At 57.3% G+C, this 16,643-nt stretch carries 20 protein-coding genes; 6 read left to right on the forward strand and 14 right to left on the reverse strand.

Annotated elements, in window-relative coordinates; all coding sequences use genetic code 11:
* The coding region (locus tag QZ197_RS09180; RefSeq protein ID WP_296431615.1) for a phosphoglycerate kinase at nt 1-832 on the forward strand (832 nt) is incomplete at its 5' end.
* A gap of 179 nt (nt 833-1,011) precedes the next feature.
* Nucleotides 1,012-1,941: a class I fructose-bisphosphate aldolase gene (locus tag QZ197_RS09185; RefSeq protein ID WP_296431616.1), complete on the forward strand. Its 930-nt coding sequence runs from the start codon at nt 1,012-1,014 to the stop codon at nt 1,939-1,941.
* 9 nt (nt 1,942-1,950) lie between these two features.
* Here QZ197_RS09185 and QZ197_RS09190 read toward each other — a convergent pair whose 3' ends face one another.
* Entirely contained in the window at nt 1,951-2,283 is a 333-nt protein-coding gene (locus QZ197_RS09190) for a hypothetical protein (protein WP_296431617.1), read from the reverse strand.
* A 164-nt stretch (nt 2,284-2,447) separates the two neighbouring features.
* On the opposite strand from QZ197_RS09190, the gene QZ197_RS09195 reads away from it, so the two are divergent.
* The 4 genes from QZ197_RS09195 (at nt 2,448) to QZ197_RS09210 (ending at nt 6,567) form a co-directional block, all read left to right on the forward strand.
* Nucleotides 2,448-2,747, forward strand: coding sequence for a septum formation initiator family protein (locus QZ197_RS09195; protein WP_272146453.1), 300 nt, complete (start codon nt 2,448-2,450; stop codon nt 2,745-2,747).
* 145 nt (nt 2,748-2,892) lie between these two features.
* Nucleotides 2,893-3,894 carry a pyruvate dehydrogenase (acetyl-transferring) E1 component subunit alpha gene (gene pdhA, locus QZ197_RS09200; RefSeq protein WP_272146451.1) on the forward strand — a complete coding sequence of 334 codons (1,002 nt, stop codon included), beginning with the start codon at nt 2,893-2,895 and terminating at the stop codon, nt 3,892-3,894.
* Nucleotides 3,895-3,897: 3 nt separating this feature from the next.
* Nucleotides 3,898-5,265: a pyruvate dehydrogenase complex E1 component subunit beta gene (locus QZ197_RS09205; protein WP_272146450.1), complete on the forward strand. Its 1,368-nt coding sequence runs from the start codon at nt 3,898-3,900 to the stop codon at nt 5,263-5,265.
* Between the two features lie 12 nt (nt 5,266-5,277).
* Nucleotides 5,278-6,567: a pyruvate dehydrogenase complex dihydrolipoamide acetyltransferase gene (locus QZ197_RS09210; RefSeq protein WP_272146447.1), complete on the forward strand. Its 1,290-nt coding sequence runs from the start codon at nt 5,278-5,280 to the stop codon at nt 6,565-6,567.
* A gap of 82 nt (nt 6,568-6,649) precedes the next feature.
* Here the strand turns inward: QZ197_RS09210 and cysE are convergent, their stop codons facing one another.
* The 13 genes from cysE to QZ197_RS09275 form a co-directional block, all read right to left on the reverse strand.
* Nucleotides 6,650-7,459, reverse strand: a complete 810-nt coding sequence (gene cysE, locus QZ197_RS09215) for a serine O-acetyltransferase (protein ID WP_296431618.1) — start codon at nt 7,457-7,459, stop codon at nt 6,650-6,652.
* Nucleotides 7,460-7,541: 82 nt separating this feature from the next.
* Nucleotides 7,542-7,835, reverse strand: coding sequence for a hypothetical protein (locus QZ197_RS09220; protein WP_296431619.1), 294 nt, complete (start codon nt 7,833-7,835; stop codon nt 7,542-7,544).
* Complete coding sequence (locus QZ197_RS09225; protein ID WP_296431620.1) at nt 7,832-11,701, reverse strand: glycoside hydrolase/phage tail family protein; 3,870 nt, start codon at nt 11,699-11,701, stop codon at nt 7,832-7,834. The genes QZ197_RS09220 and QZ197_RS09225 overlap by 4 nt, the downstream gene beginning before the upstream one ends.
* Nucleotides 11,702-11,704: 3 nt before the next feature.
* The gene (locus QZ197_RS09230) at nt 11,705-12,139 is read right to left on the reverse strand and encodes an NlpC/P60 family protein (RefSeq protein WP_272146442.1); all 435 of its coding nucleotides are present in this window, start codon (nt 12,137-12,139) and stop codon (nt 11,705-11,707) included.
* On the reverse strand, nt 12,136-13,020 hold the full coding sequence (locus QZ197_RS09235; protein ID WP_296431621.1) for a DUF2163 domain-containing protein: 885 nt from the start codon (nt 13,018-13,020) through the stop codon (nt 12,136-12,138). The genes QZ197_RS09230 and QZ197_RS09235 overlap by 4 nt, the downstream gene beginning before the upstream one ends.
* A complete protein-coding gene (locus tag QZ197_RS09240) occupies nt 13,017-13,649 on the reverse strand; it encodes a DUF2460 domain-containing protein (protein WP_296431622.1) in 633 nt (210 codons plus the stop codon). The genes QZ197_RS09235 and QZ197_RS09240 overlap by 4 nt, the downstream gene beginning before the upstream one ends.
* Before the next feature lie 9 nt (nt 13,650-13,658).
* Nucleotides 13,659-14,318 (reverse strand): phage tail tape measure protein, encoded by a 660-nt coding sequence (locus QZ197_RS09245; protein ID WP_296431623.1) that lies wholly within the window; start codon nt 14,316-14,318, stop codon nt 13,659-13,661.
* Nucleotides 14,311-14,505: a rcc01693 family protein gene (locus QZ197_RS09250; RefSeq protein ID WP_296431624.1), complete on the reverse strand. Its 195-nt coding sequence runs from the start codon at nt 14,503-14,505 to the stop codon at nt 14,311-14,313. Before QZ197_RS09250 ends, QZ197_RS09245 begins: the two co-directional genes overlap by 8 nt.
* Nucleotides 14,506-14,510: 5 nt before the next feature.
* The gene (locus tag QZ197_RS09255; RefSeq protein WP_272146537.1) at nt 14,511-14,825 is read right to left on the reverse strand and encodes a gene transfer agent family protein; all 315 of its coding nucleotides are present in this window, start codon (nt 14,823-14,825) and stop codon (nt 14,511-14,513) included.
* Nucleotides 14,825-15,241, reverse strand: coding sequence for a phage major tail protein, TP901-1 family (locus QZ197_RS09260; RefSeq protein WP_272146538.1), 417 nt, complete (start codon nt 15,239-15,241; stop codon nt 14,825-14,827). The genes QZ197_RS09255 and QZ197_RS09260 overlap by 1 nt, the downstream gene beginning before the upstream one ends.
* Nucleotides 15,242-15,272: 31 nt before the next feature.
* On the reverse strand, nt 15,273-15,686 hold the full coding sequence (locus QZ197_RS09265) for a DUF3168 domain-containing protein (protein ID WP_272146539.1): 414 nt from the start codon (nt 15,684-15,686) through the stop codon (nt 15,273-15,275).
* Nucleotides 15,683-16,021, reverse strand: coding sequence for a head-tail adaptor protein (locus QZ197_RS09270; RefSeq protein WP_272146541.1), 339 nt, complete (start codon nt 16,019-16,021; stop codon nt 15,683-15,685). The genes QZ197_RS09265 and QZ197_RS09270 overlap by 4 nt, the downstream gene beginning before the upstream one ends.
* On the reverse strand, nt 16,018-16,643 hold a 626-nt coding region (locus QZ197_RS09275), incomplete at its 5' end, for a hypothetical protein (RefSeq protein WP_363157887.1). The genes QZ197_RS09270 and QZ197_RS09275, both read right to left, overlap by 4 nt.

The raw sequence follows: 16,643 nt of genomic DNA on the forward strand, positions 1-16,643 counted from the left end.
CCCCGGCGAAGAAAAGAACGATGAAGGCTTTGCCCGCCGTCTGGCCAGCCTTGGTGACATCTACGTGAACGACGCCTTTTCCGCAGCCCACCGCGCGCACGCCAGCACCGAAGCAATCGCCCGCCTGCTGCCATCTTGCGCTGGTCGGTTGATGGCAGAAGAACTAGGCGCGTTGGAACAGGCGCTTGGCACGCCCCAGCGACCTGTTGTGGCCGTGGTAGGTGGCGCGAAAGTATCCACCAAGCTGGATCTATTGGGCAACCTTGTCAACAAGGTCGATCATCTTGTGATCGGCGGCGGCATGGCAAATACGTTTCTCGCAGCTCAAGGCATCAATGTCGGTAAATCGCTATGTGAACATGATCTGGCAGACACCGCCCGCGAGATTCTAGGCAAAGCGAAGGCCGCTGGCTGTGAGATTATCTTGCCACGCGACATCGTTGTAGCCCGTGAATTCAAAGCGGGCGCTGCAAGCGAGGTTCTGGCCCCCGACGCCTGCCCTGCGGATGCGATGATCTTGGACGCGGGTCCCGCGACGGTCGCCTATATCAGTGACGTTCTGGAAGCTGCAAAAACTTTGGTCTGGAATGGCCCGCTTGGTGCGTTTGAAATTGAACCTTTTGATGCCGCGACAAATGCAGCTGCAGCAAAGGCGGCGGAACTGTCTAAAGCAGGCAAGCTGATCTCTGTTGCGGGTGGTGGTGATACAGTTGCGGCCCTGAACCAAGCCGGTGCTGCGGATGATTTCACCTATATCTCGACTGCGGGTGGCGCGTTTTTGGAGTGGATGGAAGGCAAGACTTTGCCAGGTGTGGCCGCGCTCGAAGGATAGGATTGCGGGGGCGCTGCCCCCACCGCCTATGGCGGCCCCCCGAGGTATTTTTGAACAGAAGAAGCTTTGAACATTGGTGTTTGCGATAACATCGCGTCCGGTTGCGCTAACACATTTGCAACGCGCTGTTGCGCACCCTATCGGTTTTAAAACAGTGCTTTCATACAAAGGGCGATCCGATGAAAACCACCAGAACCGTTCAAAAAATCCTAAGCAACTACGAAGGCGAGACCCCCGGCGTGAAGGGCAATCTGGCGCGTATTCTGATGAACGGAAAGCTGGGCGGCACAGGCAAGATGATTATCCTGCCTGTCGATCAGGGTTTCGAGCACGGCCCCGCCCGGTCGTTTGCGCCAAATCCAGCAGCATACGACCCGCACTATCATTTCCAGCTCGCGATTGATGCCGGGCTAAGTGCCTATGCCGCCCCTTTGGGCATGATCGAGGCTGGCGCAGATACGTTTGCAGGGCAAATTCCAACGATCCTTAAGGTGAATTCGGCCAACTCATTGATCCCTGATGCGGCACCAAAAACCCAAGCAATCACTGCATCGGTTGATGATGCGCTCCGCCTTGGGTGTTCGGCGATTGGCTTTACGATTTATCCGGGATCATCTGCCGCGCTCAATATGTTCAGCGACATTGCCGAGATGCGCAAAGAAGCTGCCGCCAAAGGCATCGCAACTGTGATCTGGTCCTACCCGCGTGGTGAGGCGCTGGATAAAGACGGCGAAACAGCAATTGATATCGCGGCATATGCGGCACAGATTGCTGCCCTGCTGGGCGCGCATATTATCAAGATCAAGCTGAGCACTGATTATCTAAGCTTGCCAGAAGCCAAGAAGGTTTATCAGGACAAGCAGATCGACATCGCGACCCAAGCGGCCCGTGTGCGCCACTGCGTGGATAGCGCGCTTGGTGGGCGACGTATCACCGTGTTCTCTGGCGGTGCGGCCAAGGGTGCTGATGCAGTGTATGATGATGCGCGTGCTATTCGCGATGGCGGTGGCAACGGATCAATCATTGGGCGCAATTCGTTCCAGCGCGACCGCGAAGATGCGCTGGCGATGTTGAGCAAGCTGGTCGATATATATCGCGGCAAAGCCTAAAGGCGCGCCTTACCGCTGCGGAATGCTGAACAAAGTCCAATGTTTGGCATGCCCGACAATCTGACCACCTCCTGCAATCCGGTCAGCGATCGCGCCGCGTTCATGTTTTGGGCATCCGACCAGAATAGCCGCGTCATCCAGAAAATTTGACGTCAAAGCGTTTTCGCCAATCACTTGGCAGACGTCGCCTGCGTTGGGAAATGGCCGCACAGCAAACAGGCCGGAGTCTGCGGAATCAGAATAGGTAAAGCGTGTCGGCTCTGGACCGTAGGCCAACGGATCAATGGTCACACAGCCCGTGCTTAGTAGTGCTGTGAAAGCTACGGGTATGATGAACTTCACGGGCATTTCCTGTTCAGTCGTTGACGGATCTTAATATTGCCCGCGTGCATTCATCTGTCGAGCAAAAGAACAGGTTTTCTTGAATTTAGGGGATTCCCTTTGCGAATCAAATATGCGATTCTATGGGGAAGTTACCCGTGAGTGGTAACGCTTGAGGCACAAACATGATCCGACGCAATCGCCCGCAACTGGGTGCCCTCTTTTACTTTCTTGGCATGATTATGCTGGGGCTGTATTTTACCTTTGCCGCTGTGCAAGGGGATTACGGGCTGTTCAAACGGATTGAAGTCAAAGCCGAGGGTGAGGCGCTGCAAACGGAACTTGCCAGCTTGCACGCCGATGTTTTGCGTATGGAAAACCTGACAACGCGTTTGTCGGACAATTACCTTGATCTTGATTTGCTTGATCAGCAGGCGCGCGACGTGCTTGGCATGATCCGCGCCGACGAGATCGTCATTCGCTAATATAGTTGCCGTCATTCTCCTGATGCAACGCGGCTATTCCGCGAACGCTTGACGGAGGGTCACTTTGACACTCGCATTTTCGTGAGGCATGGTTTACCGATAGTTTAATACTAAACTACCTGACCAAACCGCCGGAGGATTGCACATGCCGCCAAAGAAGGCCGCCGCGAAATCAAACGTCTCTGCAGAAGAACTGCTTGGACATTACCGTGAAATGCTGTTGATCCGGCGATTTGAAGAAAAGGCAGGCCAGTTATATGGCATGGGCCTGATCGGTGGTTTCTGCCACCTTTACATCGGACAAGAAGCTGTTGTTGTGGGCCTAGAAGCCGCAGCAGGCGAAGGCGACAAGCGCGTCACATCTTACCGCGATCACGGCCATATGCTGGCATGTGGCATGGACCCCAAGGGCATCATGGCAGAGCTGACAGGCCGCGAAGGTGGTTTTTCCAAGGGCAAAGGCGGCTCTATGCATATGTTCTCGAAAGAGAAGCATTTCTACGGCGGCCACGGTATCGTTGCAGCGCAGGTGCCGTTGGGTGCCGGTCTGGCGTTCTCTGACAAGTACAAGGGCAATGACCGCGTCACTTTCGCATACTTTGGCGATGGCGCAGCGAACCAAGGTCAGGTCTACGAGACTTATAACATGGCCCAGCTTTGGGATTTGCCGGTCATTTTCGTGATTGAAAACAATGGCTACGCGATGGGTACATCTGTTGTACGCTCTACCAAGTCACCTTCGCTTTGGGAACGCGGCGCGGCATACGGCATCAAAGGCGAAGAAGTCGACGGCATGTCGGTTCTTGCCGTAAAAGAAGCCGGCGAGCGTGCTGTTGCACACTGCCGTTCGGGCAAAGGGCCTTATATCCTTGAAGTCAAAACATACCGTTACCGCGGACATTCGATGTCTGACCCGGCCAAGTACCGGACCCGCGACGAAGTGCAGAAAATGCGCGACGAGCGTGACCCGATCGAACAGATCCGCGATATGTTGCTGACGAATAAGCACGCCACCGAGGATGACCTCAAGGCGATCGACAAAGAAATTAAAGCCACTGTGAACGAAGCAGCCGAGTTTTCGAAAGAAAGCCCGGAGCCTGCTCTTGAAGAACTTTGGACAGATATTTACGCGAAAGTGGAGGCGTAAAACATGGCTATTGAAATTCTTATGCCCGCCCTGTCGCCAACGATGGAAGAAGGCACATTGGCCAAATGGCTTGTCAAAGAAGGCGACACTGTCGCGTCCGGCGACATTATGGCCGAAATTGAAACCGACAAAGCCACGATGGAGTTCGAAGCCGTTGATGAAGGTATCATTGGCAAGATCCTGATCGCTGAAGGCACCGAAGGCGTGAAAGTGAACACCGCTATCGCGATCTTGGTTGAAGAAGGTGAAGATGTGCCAGATGCTGGTGCTGCACCAGCGGCCGACGCCCCCGCCGCCGAGGCACCTGCCCCGCTGGCCGCTCCTGCTGTTTCAACAGCGCCTGCCGCGCCAGAGGTTGATGCGACCCCCGATTGGCCTGCTGACGTTGAGACCAAGCCGACCACCGTGCGTGAAGCACTGCGTGACGCAATGGCCGAAGAAATGCGCAACGACGAAGACGTATTCCTGATGGGCGAAGAAGTTGCCGAATACCAAGGTGCTTATAAGATTTCCCAAGGTCTACTGGACGAATTCGGTGCAAAGCGCGTGATCGATACACCGATCACCGAGCATGGCTTTGCAGGTATCGCCACGGGTGCCGCTTTTGGTGGATTGAAGCCAATCGTTGAATTCATGACGTTTAACTTCGCCATGCAAGCCATTGACCACATTATTAACTCTGCCGCCAAGACGCTTTATATGTCCGGTGGTCAGATGGGTGCACCTATGGTGTTCCGTGGGGCAAACGGTGCCGCCGCCCGCGTGGGTGCGCAGCACTCACAGTGTTATGCCGCTTGGTATATGCAAGTCCCAGGTCTGAAAGTTGTCATGCCATATTCGGCCGCTGACGCAAAAGGTCTGCTGAAAACAGCGATCCGCGACCCCAACCCTGTGATCTTCCTTGAGAATGAAATCATGTACGGCAAATCGTTTGAAGTGCCTGTGATGGATGACTTCACTATTCCGTTCGGTAAGGCCAAGATTGAACGCAGCGGTGATGATGTCACCATCGTCAGCTTCGGCATCGGGATGACCTATGCGTTGGCTGCTGCTGAAAAGCTGGCCGAGGATGGCATCAAAGCCGAAGTGATCAACCTACGCTCGATCCGTCCGATGGACACGGCAACGATCCTTGCCTCTGTGCGCAAGACCAACCGTTGTGTGACCGTCGAAGAAGGTTGGCCACAAGGCAGCGTCGGCGGCTATATCAGCGGTGTGATCATGCAAGAGGCGTTTGATTACCTTGACGCCCCTGTCATCACATTGACCGGTAAAGATGTGCCGATGCCGTACGCCGCGAACCTTGAAAAACACGCTTTGCTGACCGTCGATGAAGTGATCGATGCCTGCAAAAAAGTAACCTACCGTTAAGGAGACCGCGCAATGCCAACAGAAATCCTGATGCCCGCCCTGTCCCCCACGATGGAGGAAGGCACGCTAGCAAAGTGGCACGTCAAAGAGGGCGATACCGTGTCCTCGGGCGATATCATGGCCGAGATTGAAACCGACAAAGCCACGATGGAATTCGAAGCCGTCGATGAAGGTGTGATCGGTAAGATCATGATCGCCGAAGGTACCGAAGGCGTGAAAGTGAACGCCGTCATCGCCATTTTGCTTGAAGACGGCGAAAGTGCGGATGATATCGGTGCGGCTTCGGCTGCACCTGCGCCAACAGCAGCACCTGCTGCAGCGGAAGCTCCAGCAACTGCCGCTGCGGCCCCTGCCCCTGCAGCGCCTGTCAAGGATGGCGCACGTGTGTTTGCGACCCCCCTTGCCCGCCGTATTGCCGCGGACAAGGGTCTTGATCTAAGCGCAATCACAGGCTCTGGCCCGCATGGTCGGATCGTGAAAGCCGATGTTGAAAACGCATCTGCTGCGCCGAAAGCTGCTGCACCTGCAGCCGCAGCCGCCGCACCTGCTGCTGCCGCTACTATGGCCGCTGGACCGTCGACTGATGTTGTTCTTAAGACATACGCAGATCGTCCGTTCGAAGAGGTTAAGCTGGATGGAATGCGCAAAGTTATTGCCGCGCGCCTAACGGAAGCAAAGCAAACCGTGCCGCACTTCTATCTGCGTCGCGATATCCAGTTGGATGCTTTGATGAAGTTCCGCAGTCAGTTGAACAAGCAGCTAGAGCCGCGCGGCGATAAACTGTCGGTAAACGACTTTATCATCAAGGCCTGTGCGCTTGCGCTGCAGCAAGTTCCGGAAGCCAACGCAGTTTGGGCCGGTGATCGCACGCTGAAGTTTGAGAAATCAGACGTAGCTGTTGCTGTCGCCATTGAGGGTGGTTTGTTCACGCCTGTGTTGCGCGACGCGGAGATGAAATCTCTGTCAGCCCTGTCGGCAGAGATGAAAGACCTCGCAGGCCGCGCACGTGATCGCAAGCTGGCACCGCATGAATACCAAGGCGGTAGTTTTGCGATTTCAAACCTTGGCATGTTCGGCATTGATAACTTTGATGCGATCATCAACCCGCCGCATTCCGCCATTCTGGCTGTTGGTGCGGGTACGAAAAAGCCGATCGTTGGTGCAGATGGTGAACTGACCGTCGGAATCGTGATGTCGACCACATTGTCAGTCGATCACCGTGTGATTGATGGGGCGATGGGTGCGAACCTGCTGAATGCAATCAAGGACAACCTTGAGAACCCGTTGACGATGCTTGCCTAATAAATAAGGCCGCGCGACGAAAACGTCGGGCGGCCTATTCCTTGCAGCGCCGGTTCCTTAAGAGGATCCGGCGTTTTGCATTCTACATCACAGCGTTCAGAATTTGATCCATCGAGATTGAAGGCTGCGAACACCCTGCTTCGCCTACGATCTTGGCTGGCACGCCTGCGACCGTTTTCATCGGTGGCACTTCTGCAAGAACGACCGAACCTGCCGCGATCCGGCTGCAATTCCCGACTTTGATGTTGCCCAACACATGCGCGCCAGCCCCAATCAAGACGCCATTGCCGATCTTTGGGTGACGGTCGTCGTCTTCTTTGCCTGTGCCACCAAGCGTGACCGAATGCAGCATAGAGACGTTGTCGCCGACAACTGCTGTTTCACCGATCACAATGGAATGGGCATGGTCAATCATGATCCCTTGGCCGATTTTGGCAGCAGGGTGAATATCGACGCCGAACATCTCGCTCGTGCGCATCTGGATGAAATATGCCAGATCCTTGCGGTTGTTCTGATAAAGCCAATGGCCAAGGCGGTAAGCCTGAACAGCCTGGAAGCCCTTGAAAAACAACAAAGGTTTCATAAAGCGGTGGCAGGCCGGATCACGGTCATAAGTGGCCACAAGATCAGCGCGCGCAGCTGCGGCCAGTTCAGGGGCTTCGACATAGGCCTGATCGGCGATTTCGCGCAGAATCTGTTCCGACATTTCGGGCGATGAAAGCTTCATCGAAATCCGGTACGCCAATGCACCTTCAAACGTCTTATGATGCAGAATGCCCGCATGGATCAAACCACCCATAAGGGGCTCTTCCGCGATTGCAGCCTCGGCTTCATTGCAGATGCGATGCCAGACGGGATCAAGTTCGGCTAGTTTGGGTTGCAGATGTGCCATCGTGCCTACCTTCGATTAGTTCGGTACTACCCTTAGATCAAATGGGGGCTGCAAGCCAAGAACAAAGCTGTGATGGGTCATTTCAAAATACTTGATCTGTTTGTGCAGCCGCCAATGCAGCAATCATTTTAGCGAGTGCATCCAAGGCGTTACTGTCTAAAGCCTGCGGACGCGGTGCCTGTGGCAGCACAGCTGCGGCGGACATCAATGTCCCCGTCCCAAAGGTTGGATGGGGTTTGCGTGACCTCTTGCGGTAGATGTCAGCCGCATCCGCACGCGCAATTAACTGCCTTGCCAAGGCCGTCCGCGCGGCGTTTGGGCAGCACATGAGCGCCCGTGCTGCCGTTTCTATATCGGCCAAATGGATCGGTCTCATTCAACGACACTGATCTTTGAAAAGGGTCCCGCACCAAAGCGCGCAGATACCTGTGCCACGGATACATCAAACGCGCCTGATCCTACGTCAGCCGCAAGGTTCGCCGCGCTATAGGCCCATGTTGGGGATGAAAGCGTGACTTCGCGCTTGAGCGTGCCGTTCTGCGCGATCCGCAAAATATACCCTTCGGTGTCTTCGCCAAGCGGCACTTCACCGTCTGCCCAGATGTCGCCATCAATGCGCGTGCATCTGATCCAGTTGACCGCAGCGCCACCCTGCGTCCTCACGGCCCGCAGATGCGCTACTGGGTAAGGTCGCAAACCGATGCCTGCGAACACATAGCTTTCATAGCGGTAACTGGGGTCCGTGATCGGCTGCGACGCAGGCCCAAAGCGGAAATGCCGTGCCGTACCGCGAGACGCACTTGGCAGATTGATCTGGGTCGGAACGGCGTTCAGCATGACCACATTCGCACCCGCAGACCGGCTTTGCGGCATAGTCCCCCAACTGCCCGACTGCCCCCGCAGCAGACCTGACAAGGCAAAGCGCCCTGCCGACAATGGGACTGCCTTTTGGAATTGCATGATTTCCCAATCGTCAACCGCCCCACTGCCAATCGCGATTGTGTTAGCACCCGCCAGCAAGGCTTCGGGTGTTGCGCTGCTGAAGGCGCCGCTGACAAGCGTGACTGCGAGTGCGGTCTGCCTGTCCCAGATACCGATTGGTCCCGCACGCAACGTTGTTTGCGTAACCCCGATGATCGCGGCTTCGCCTAAGGTTTCCAGCAGCGCATAGTCACTGTCTTGTGGTGCGCCATAAACGGCAATGCGGCCCGGCCACGGCCTGCCTGTAGCGGCGACATAGGGCGCATGCGGGATTTCGTCGCCGGTCAAAAGCGGCAGATCAAGAAACAGCAACTCGGCGGGGATCGGCCCCACGAAAGGCGTCATTGCAGCCGCCTGTTCACCGCCACGTTGCACGCGGTCAACTTCGGCATCCACGCGCGTGGCTTGGGCAAGGCGCAGGCCCGCCTCTTCGATCCTGTCGATCCGGTACAGGCTGGTGGCGTCCGCTGTTTCAAGTGCGACGACATCGCCCGCGCCAATCTGCGCTTGCGAGGGCGGCAAAGCAAATTCAGCAGTGTCGCGCCCGACCCGCGCCTCTTGCAGCCAGCGGGCGACGATGCGCGCACCCTCTTTGCGGGTCAGGGCAAGTGGCAGTTCGTTGCGCGTGACCGAAATCGTCGTCTCGTCCGGCATGATCGCCTCGGATGCGATCGCGTCATAGTGGCCTTCGGCATTCACAAAGCCCAATTGGACGCGTCCCGCAATTTCGGCAGCGGATGCGCGTGTCAGGCTAAGCGCTTGATCGCGTTCTGGGTCAAGCGCGAGACTGTCAGGCGTCAGCACGTAGTCGGCAACCGCCCGCCTGTTGCGAAAGACCAAAACGCCGTCCCGCTCAATCGCGTCAAATCCGTAAGCCAACATCAACGGCTGCAGAGCCGCGCGTCCTGTGCCGCTATCGCTGACAATATAGCCGCGCACGATACCGAAAAGACCCGTCACGTCGTAATGTGTCACACCAGAGCGATCGCAGATTTCAGCAACGACTGACGCAAGGCTGCAATTCGTCGCGCGTCCGTTCAGCCATGCGCCCGTGGCGTAATCACCGCCATCAGACCACATCGCCTGATTTCCTGGCCAATAGGGATAAGGGCGTGGATCCCACCCATTCGCATGCATCCGGCCGGTGTCCAGCATGCGTCCTGCGAATTGATCAGAGGCCGGATTATTCTGCCCATCAGCATAAAAGTCACTGACAGCGCGCAAGTATTGCAACTGCATCAGATCATCGCGCGCGCCGTTTGAATGAAACGGTGTTTGCGTGGCCGGATCGATCTGATTGGCGCCTTTATCAACCGCGGCACAGCCCAACTGCATGAACCAAACAGGCTTGCTGCGCGGCACCCACGCCGTCGGTGTGAGTGCACGCTGCCCGTCTATGCGCGGATAATGCGCGTTGCTCCACCAACCCGCGATGTCTTTGGCGCGCCAAACCCAAGGCTCGCCTTCATCATCCGTGATCGGTGTGCGCAACTGGGCTGCGCGCGCCTCGGGTGTTTCATAAACCCAGTCATAGCATTCGCCGCCCGCCACATTCCCCGTCAGGTAATCAAGATCATAGATTGACCCTGCGCCTGCATCACTGTGGTTTTCGCCTGCGCGCCAATCCGAGAGCGGCATGCGCGCGTTTGCACCCACAAAGTCGATATTTGCATCAGCCCATAGTCCATCTAAAGGGAAATACCTGTCTTGCGTGCCAGCGGGCGTGTAGCCACGATATTCTTCATTATCTGCCGCATAGCTGATCTGGCAATTTGCACCCAGTATTGCACGCACGTCCGCCGCAAGCGCCTTGAGCGCGATAACCGCAGGAAACGCACCATTCGCCCCCCGCACACACGTCAGACCCTTCAGATCAGTACCAACACAAAACGCATCTACGCCGCCCGCTGCAGCGCAAAGCTTGGCGTAATGCAGCACGAAGCGGCGGTAGCCACCGCTCGCATGGCCACTGTAGCCGACCACACCGCCCGATACGCTGATATGCGCCGGGGTGGCTGTTCCGAAAAAGGCCGCGATTTCCGTGTCAGCGGCGGGTGTTCCATCAATCGCACTGCTAATCGCTGGCGCAAGAGACGTCGTGATCAGGCCGCACCACGGCTGCACCGGCTGTCCAAGTCGCGTACTGAGTGGATTGGGCAAAGCATTGCCCGCCTGCTGCGTCATCAGCAAAAGCGGCTGCATGACGGGTTTCAGCCCCCGCGCGCGCAAATCCTTGATCGCCTCGATCAAGGACGCATCGGCGGGTGTTCCGCCATAGATCGACGCACCGTCCACTTGCGGCAACTGATCGGCCTGCGCACGCGTAATTCCTGAAACACGCCACGGCATCGCGGTCGCATCGCCATTGCCTGCCTCTACCTGCGGTGCAATCGTACAATCGGCGCAGCGCAGATCATCACCAAACCACGCAATAGGCACAATGATCGACTGGCACTGAGGCAGTTCCCCCTGCAACGCATCCATCGAGACCGAAAAATCACTACCGCCAAAGGGCGAATTTGTGTTGACCGCTTGCTGGGCCGCGAACCCGTTCGAGACATGCACTTGCGACGTTGCGAGCCCATATTCGCCTGCACGTGGCGTCAGAACTGCGCCTGTGATCCGTTGCATAAACGCGTCTTGCGTGCTGCGCGCAGGGCGCATTACCTCGAACGTCAATTGCGGAATACGGTTATCGAACTGCTCCAACGCCATGTCCTCGATCACCACATAGGCGGTGCCACGGTAGGCAGGTGTATTTTCTAGACCTTCCACAGCCGCGATCTTGGGGTCAGGCTGCTGGTCCATCCGCCCTGCGTATAGGCGCAAGTTCAAGCTGTCGGGGGGCACCTCGGTCCCGTCGGCCCAGATACGACCGATCCGGCTGACTTCGCCTTCACACAAAGCCAGCGCGAGGCTGACGCTGTATTGATACGTCGTCACTGTCGGGGTGGAGCGGTTGCCTTGGGTCGTTGTCGATTGTTCTTTGAATTGTGACGCCCAAATGGCCTGCCCTGCAATGCGCATCCTGCCATAGACTTGCTGGATATCCGCGCCTTCGGTCGCACCTGTCAGCCGAAAGCGGTCGATGCGCGCGCCTTCAATCGCTTCGCTGCCGCCGCCCATGACCTGCTGATCAATGCGCCGCCCAATGGCCGCACCCGCCGCACGGCCAATCGTCGCCATCGACAACCCCATCACAGAGCCGCCAACCGCCCCACCAAGGGCCATGCCCACCACAGAAAGCGCAATCGTCGCCATTGGTTAGTCTCCTAGATCAAATACAAATCGGGCAGCGATCTTGCGCTGCCACGGGGCAGATAACGGGCTTTCGACAACGCCGTGCCCGCTGTAGGCGTGAATAAACGACGGGGATGCGCCATCAGTGGCTACCAGCCCCAGATGTTTCGCGATGAGGCCGCGCCGCATCCGAAACACTAGCAACTGGCCATGTTTGAGCGGTCCGTCATCAACGCGGTGAAACAACCGCGCCACGGTTTTCAACAGATATTCATCGTTTTGGGGTTCCGCCCAATCGGGCGTGTAGGCCGGAATACCCACAATTTCAGACCCGTAAACCGTGCGCCATATGCCACGGATCAACCCCGCACAGTCGCAGCCAACACCCTGCATAGCTGCTTGATGCAGGTATGGTGTGCCGATCCAAGACCGTGCATGGGCAATAATATCAGTGCTCATCGGCGCAGACTTCCGCCTGTGTTCGTCTGATTTGCACGCGGCACGCTGACCAACCAATCTTCACCGGGGATATCGGGGAAACCTTGGAAATTCAGCAGGTTGTCGAACTTTGCGATGCAGGTTTGGGCGTTCTTATCGCAACCAGCAACAACACGGATTCTATCTCCAGCTTGCAAGGGCAACGGAAACTGCGACCAAAGCGTTAGAATGCGGGTTTTACCGTCCAACACGTCCGACTTGATCGCCCCGATCAGACCTGCGGCCGCACCGGATAAAACCGTGCAAATCCCGTTTTCAAACCAACCTTCGTGAAAAGCGGCCGCACCTTCCAGTACCAAGTCCTGCCCATCCAAATCTGCCGTCAAAACATGCTCTAGACTGAACGCCGGATCACGCACATCAAAGCCGCAACGCCCATCCCCCAACACGGCACTACAACTTTTAAGAAACGACCGCCCCTGCGGTTGGTTCAGCGCGTCGGTCAGGCCATGCAGTTCAGCCTCGAAACCGCCTGCCCCGCGCGTGATCTCGCCCATCGTGCCGCGAAACTGGATCTGGCGTGCGCGCACGTCATCCCATTGCACGCGCCATGTGACAACAACGGCCCCGTCATAGCGCCCTGCATGAATATCGCGTTCAGTGATCGCATCGGCGGATAAAACACCCAGCGCTGCGGTGTTGTTCACCGAAAGCCCGACACTGCTGGCCAAAGCGCGCGCAGTCATGCCGCCTTCGGGCTGAAAAATCATGCCTTCAAATGCCAAACTGCGGTCGTGATCGGTAAAGCCAAGGGCCACTCCGTCGCGCCGTGTCACGGACCAGCACAGACACGTATGCGTCGTGCCGGTTTGCAGGTGTGCATTCAGATCAGCAGTGCTCATAACCGGATCTCCAGCACTGGCACGTCAGGTACTTCGCCTGCCTGGAAATTCGAGATCGAGGTCATGATCGCGTCAGTGTCAAAGCGGACTGGCACGTCAAACTCAAAGCCTGCGCGGACCTCGGCCCCAAGATCGGGCGCAGTTGCGAAAGTCAGAATGCCTGTCTTGGTATCTAGCGTGTAGTCACCCCCGTCCCGCACAGGCACGCCGCCAACCGAGACAAAGACGGATCCTGCAACAGGCTTTACGATGGGGCGCGCATATTCCACGTCGCCCGACCGATAGGTCTTAATCAATTGGAATTGCGTTGTCTGTTCGTCACCGACGGCGATCAACTGGTCACCTGCATCAATCGCTTTGGATGGTGCGCAGGACTGGAAATCAGCCCAATCTTTCCAGCGAAAACCAATTAGCTGGCCCTTTCGTGCCTCGAAAAACGCGATTAGCAGCGCCACGTCATCCAGTGACCGCAGCCCCATCCCCGCGTCATAGCGACGACGCGCATGCGCCCACGGCGTGTTGCGTTCTTCAAAACCGTTGGCGAGCGTCGCAATCTCTGTGCGTCGTTCTGGTCCCCCGAGTGCGCCAAAACTAAGCGAAGTGGGGAATCTCACATCATGAAATGTCATTTTTTGCTCCTAGCGGTAACGCTGGCTGCGGCCCAAGGCGCGCGCCATTTGGGTGGCGATTTGGCCGCGGCTGCGCTGGAAACCAGTGACATCAGGCGAGGAAATGTTCATATTGACCGTTACGGCACCGCCGCCACCGCCACGCACACCCAGACTGCCGTCGGGACCGCGTGCCAACGGCATAATCGCCTCTGGCCCTGCCTCGCCCATTAGCCCTGTGCCGCCGCGCATCGGGAACGTGGTCGGGCCGCTGACAACGCCGCCTTTGGCAAAAGGCATCACGCGCCCTTGCGAAAACGATCCGCCATCAGCGAACGGCATCATGCCCGACACGACCGCGTTCAAACCGTCCGACAGCATCCCGCCAAAGTGATTGGTTACCGGATTGATCGCCGCCCCGTATGCGGTGCTTGCCATTTTTTCGGCCAACCCACCCAGCACGTCGGTTAGGCTGCGCCCGTCCAGTACCAATCCGTCAAAGGCAGTGCGCAAGCCCCGCGAAAAACCGCGTTCCAGATTGCCCAGATCGCGCGTTGTCTCGACCATCGTTCCTTGCATATCACGCAATTGCCCCTCAAAGGCTGCAGTCACTTGGGCCGTATCCCCCAAGGTGCGTTCCAGCGCGGAAACATCACTTTCCAGGGCATCGATTTTGTCGATCTCATCCATCGTGTTCGTCCTTTGTCATATCGGGGAAATCGCGCAGCAACGCATCAAGCTGTCCACGGACCATCGGGGCCACACCGCCGCAGACACCCAGCATCATCTGCAGTTCCGCAGGCGTCAGCGCCCAAAAATCCGCAGGATTCAGGTGCAACTGGTGCAGCCCCGCGTGCATCAACCCGCGCCAATCCATCCGCGTTACTCCGGTGTCTCGAAGGCGCGGGCGAGCAGCAATGCTGCTGCTTTGGCAGCCCCAATCGGGCCACCTGCGATCTCGGCGGTCAGCAAATCAGCAGCACTACCTTGCCACCCGCCACCACGCAGACCTGCCACGACCACCGCCATGACATCGGCCCCCGAAAAGGCACCACCCTCGAACCGTCGGATCATCTCGACGAGGGAGCCCGTGCAAAGGCTGCTTTCCAGTTCTGCCAGCGCACCCAGTGTCAGTTTGCAATCGTGGCTGACGCCATCAATGATAATCGCCACCTCTCCGGTCCAAGGGTTCGCCATCAGATCAACGCCACAAAGTTCAGCGCCCCCGCAGAGGCGAGCGACAAGTCATATGTAGCCTCGCCATTATGCGATCCTGCGTATTCAATCGACGTGATCTGGAACGGGCCTTCGATGGTTCCAAAGCCGGGCACAATCACCTGAAAATCGGGGGTTTCCCCATCAAAGAAAATCTGGCGCGCACGTTCGTCCGTATCCGCGTCCTTGAACACGCCAGAGCCCGAGATCGCAGCCATTTTCACACCCGCCCCACCCAACAGCTCACGCCAGCCGCCAATGCTTTCCAAACTGGTTACATCGACCGTTTCAGCGTTGAGGCTAAAGCGCGTCGCCCGCAGCCCCGCCGCCGTTTCAAACAGGCCGTCGCCGGTCATGTCGATCTTGACCAAAAGGTCCTTGCCATTTTGTGCAGCCATGCCGCGTACTCCTTATAAAAATGAGGGTCGGTTACGTGTCATCCGCCACGCGGGCACGAAAAATCATGTTGATCTGGCGCATGGACCCCGTGCCAACACGGGCGGCCTTGGCCTTGTAGAAATTCAGCGAAACCAGACTGCCGCGATCAAGGATCAGCGGGGCACCTACCAGCGCGTCACTGACGGCAGCGGCGGCCTCTTTCGCGGTCGCAAATCCCGCACTTTCGGTGACGAGTGAGACGGTGAAACTATGCTCTGCGCCGGCGCCCGTTTTGTCTGACGCATCACGTACATCCTCAGACCCCAAGACCACATAGAGGGGCGGTAAAGTTCCCGTAGGCATTGCATCATAGATTGCGGGGCCAACCAAAGCAGACAGTGGGGCATCCCCCGTCAACTGCGCAAAGACCGCGCGCTGCAAAGCGGCTGAAACACCATAGCTCATGCGGCCACCTCTTCGTCCACGTGACAGGTCAGGAACTGCGCATGCACGCCTTTTTCGGCCACCGCGTTGATGTTGAAGATGCGGGTGCCATCACGGAACCGCTGACCTGCCGCAGGGCGCGATGGGGCACCATAGGGCGCTGCACGCACGGTGATCCGGTAAGGCACACGCGACACAGCAGTCGCCGCCACACCAACTTCACGGCCAGTGCCTGCCTTTAGTTCGGCCCAGACAACACCCAACGGTTCCCAAATGCGGGTATAGCCCCCTGCACCATCAGCCATCTTAACGGCGCCTTCCAAAACCAAGGATCGGTTCAATTGCGGCGTGGTCATACCCTCCCCCCCATGAACATCCGCACGGTGCGGTAGCGCTCAATCAGCGCCAGCACACCAACGGGCAACGGTGGTGCAGATTGTGCGATATCAAAGCGGTATTCGTAGAAATGCGCAGCCAGCATCAGCACGGCTTGCGCCAGATCAGCGGGCAGATCGTCCCATTCGGGGCCAAACCCTGCGAGCATCCCGATCTTGACCGACGCCCCTTGCCCGATGTTGGGCAGAAACGTCCCCACAGGCATCAAGCTGGGGCGTTGTAGATCAGGTTCCAGATACCACTGGTCTGCATCAATGACACGCTCAACACCTGTTTGATCGGTCACGGTGATCGCTGAAATCGCACTGACCGGAGACAATGGCAAAGGCTGCCTATGCGCATCGCGCCACACGGTCAGCGTCCAGCTAAATTCGCGTTCAATCATTATCTTGCCCGTCCGCGCCTCAATCGTGGCCATGCTGGCGCGCAGATGACCGATTAGCAGACCGTCCTGAATTCCATCGTCGGAAAACCCCGATCCCAGGCGCAAATGGTCTTTGAATTGAGCGACCGGAAGCGCCGACAGGGGCACGGTGGTCTCTTCGACTAACATCATGGAATAGCTCCGAAATTCAGTGTGCG

This window comes from Yoonia sp., from assembly GCF_017854415.1.
Taxonomy (GTDB): domain Bacteria; phylum Pseudomonadota; class Alphaproteobacteria; order Rhodobacterales; family Rhodobacteraceae; genus Yoonia.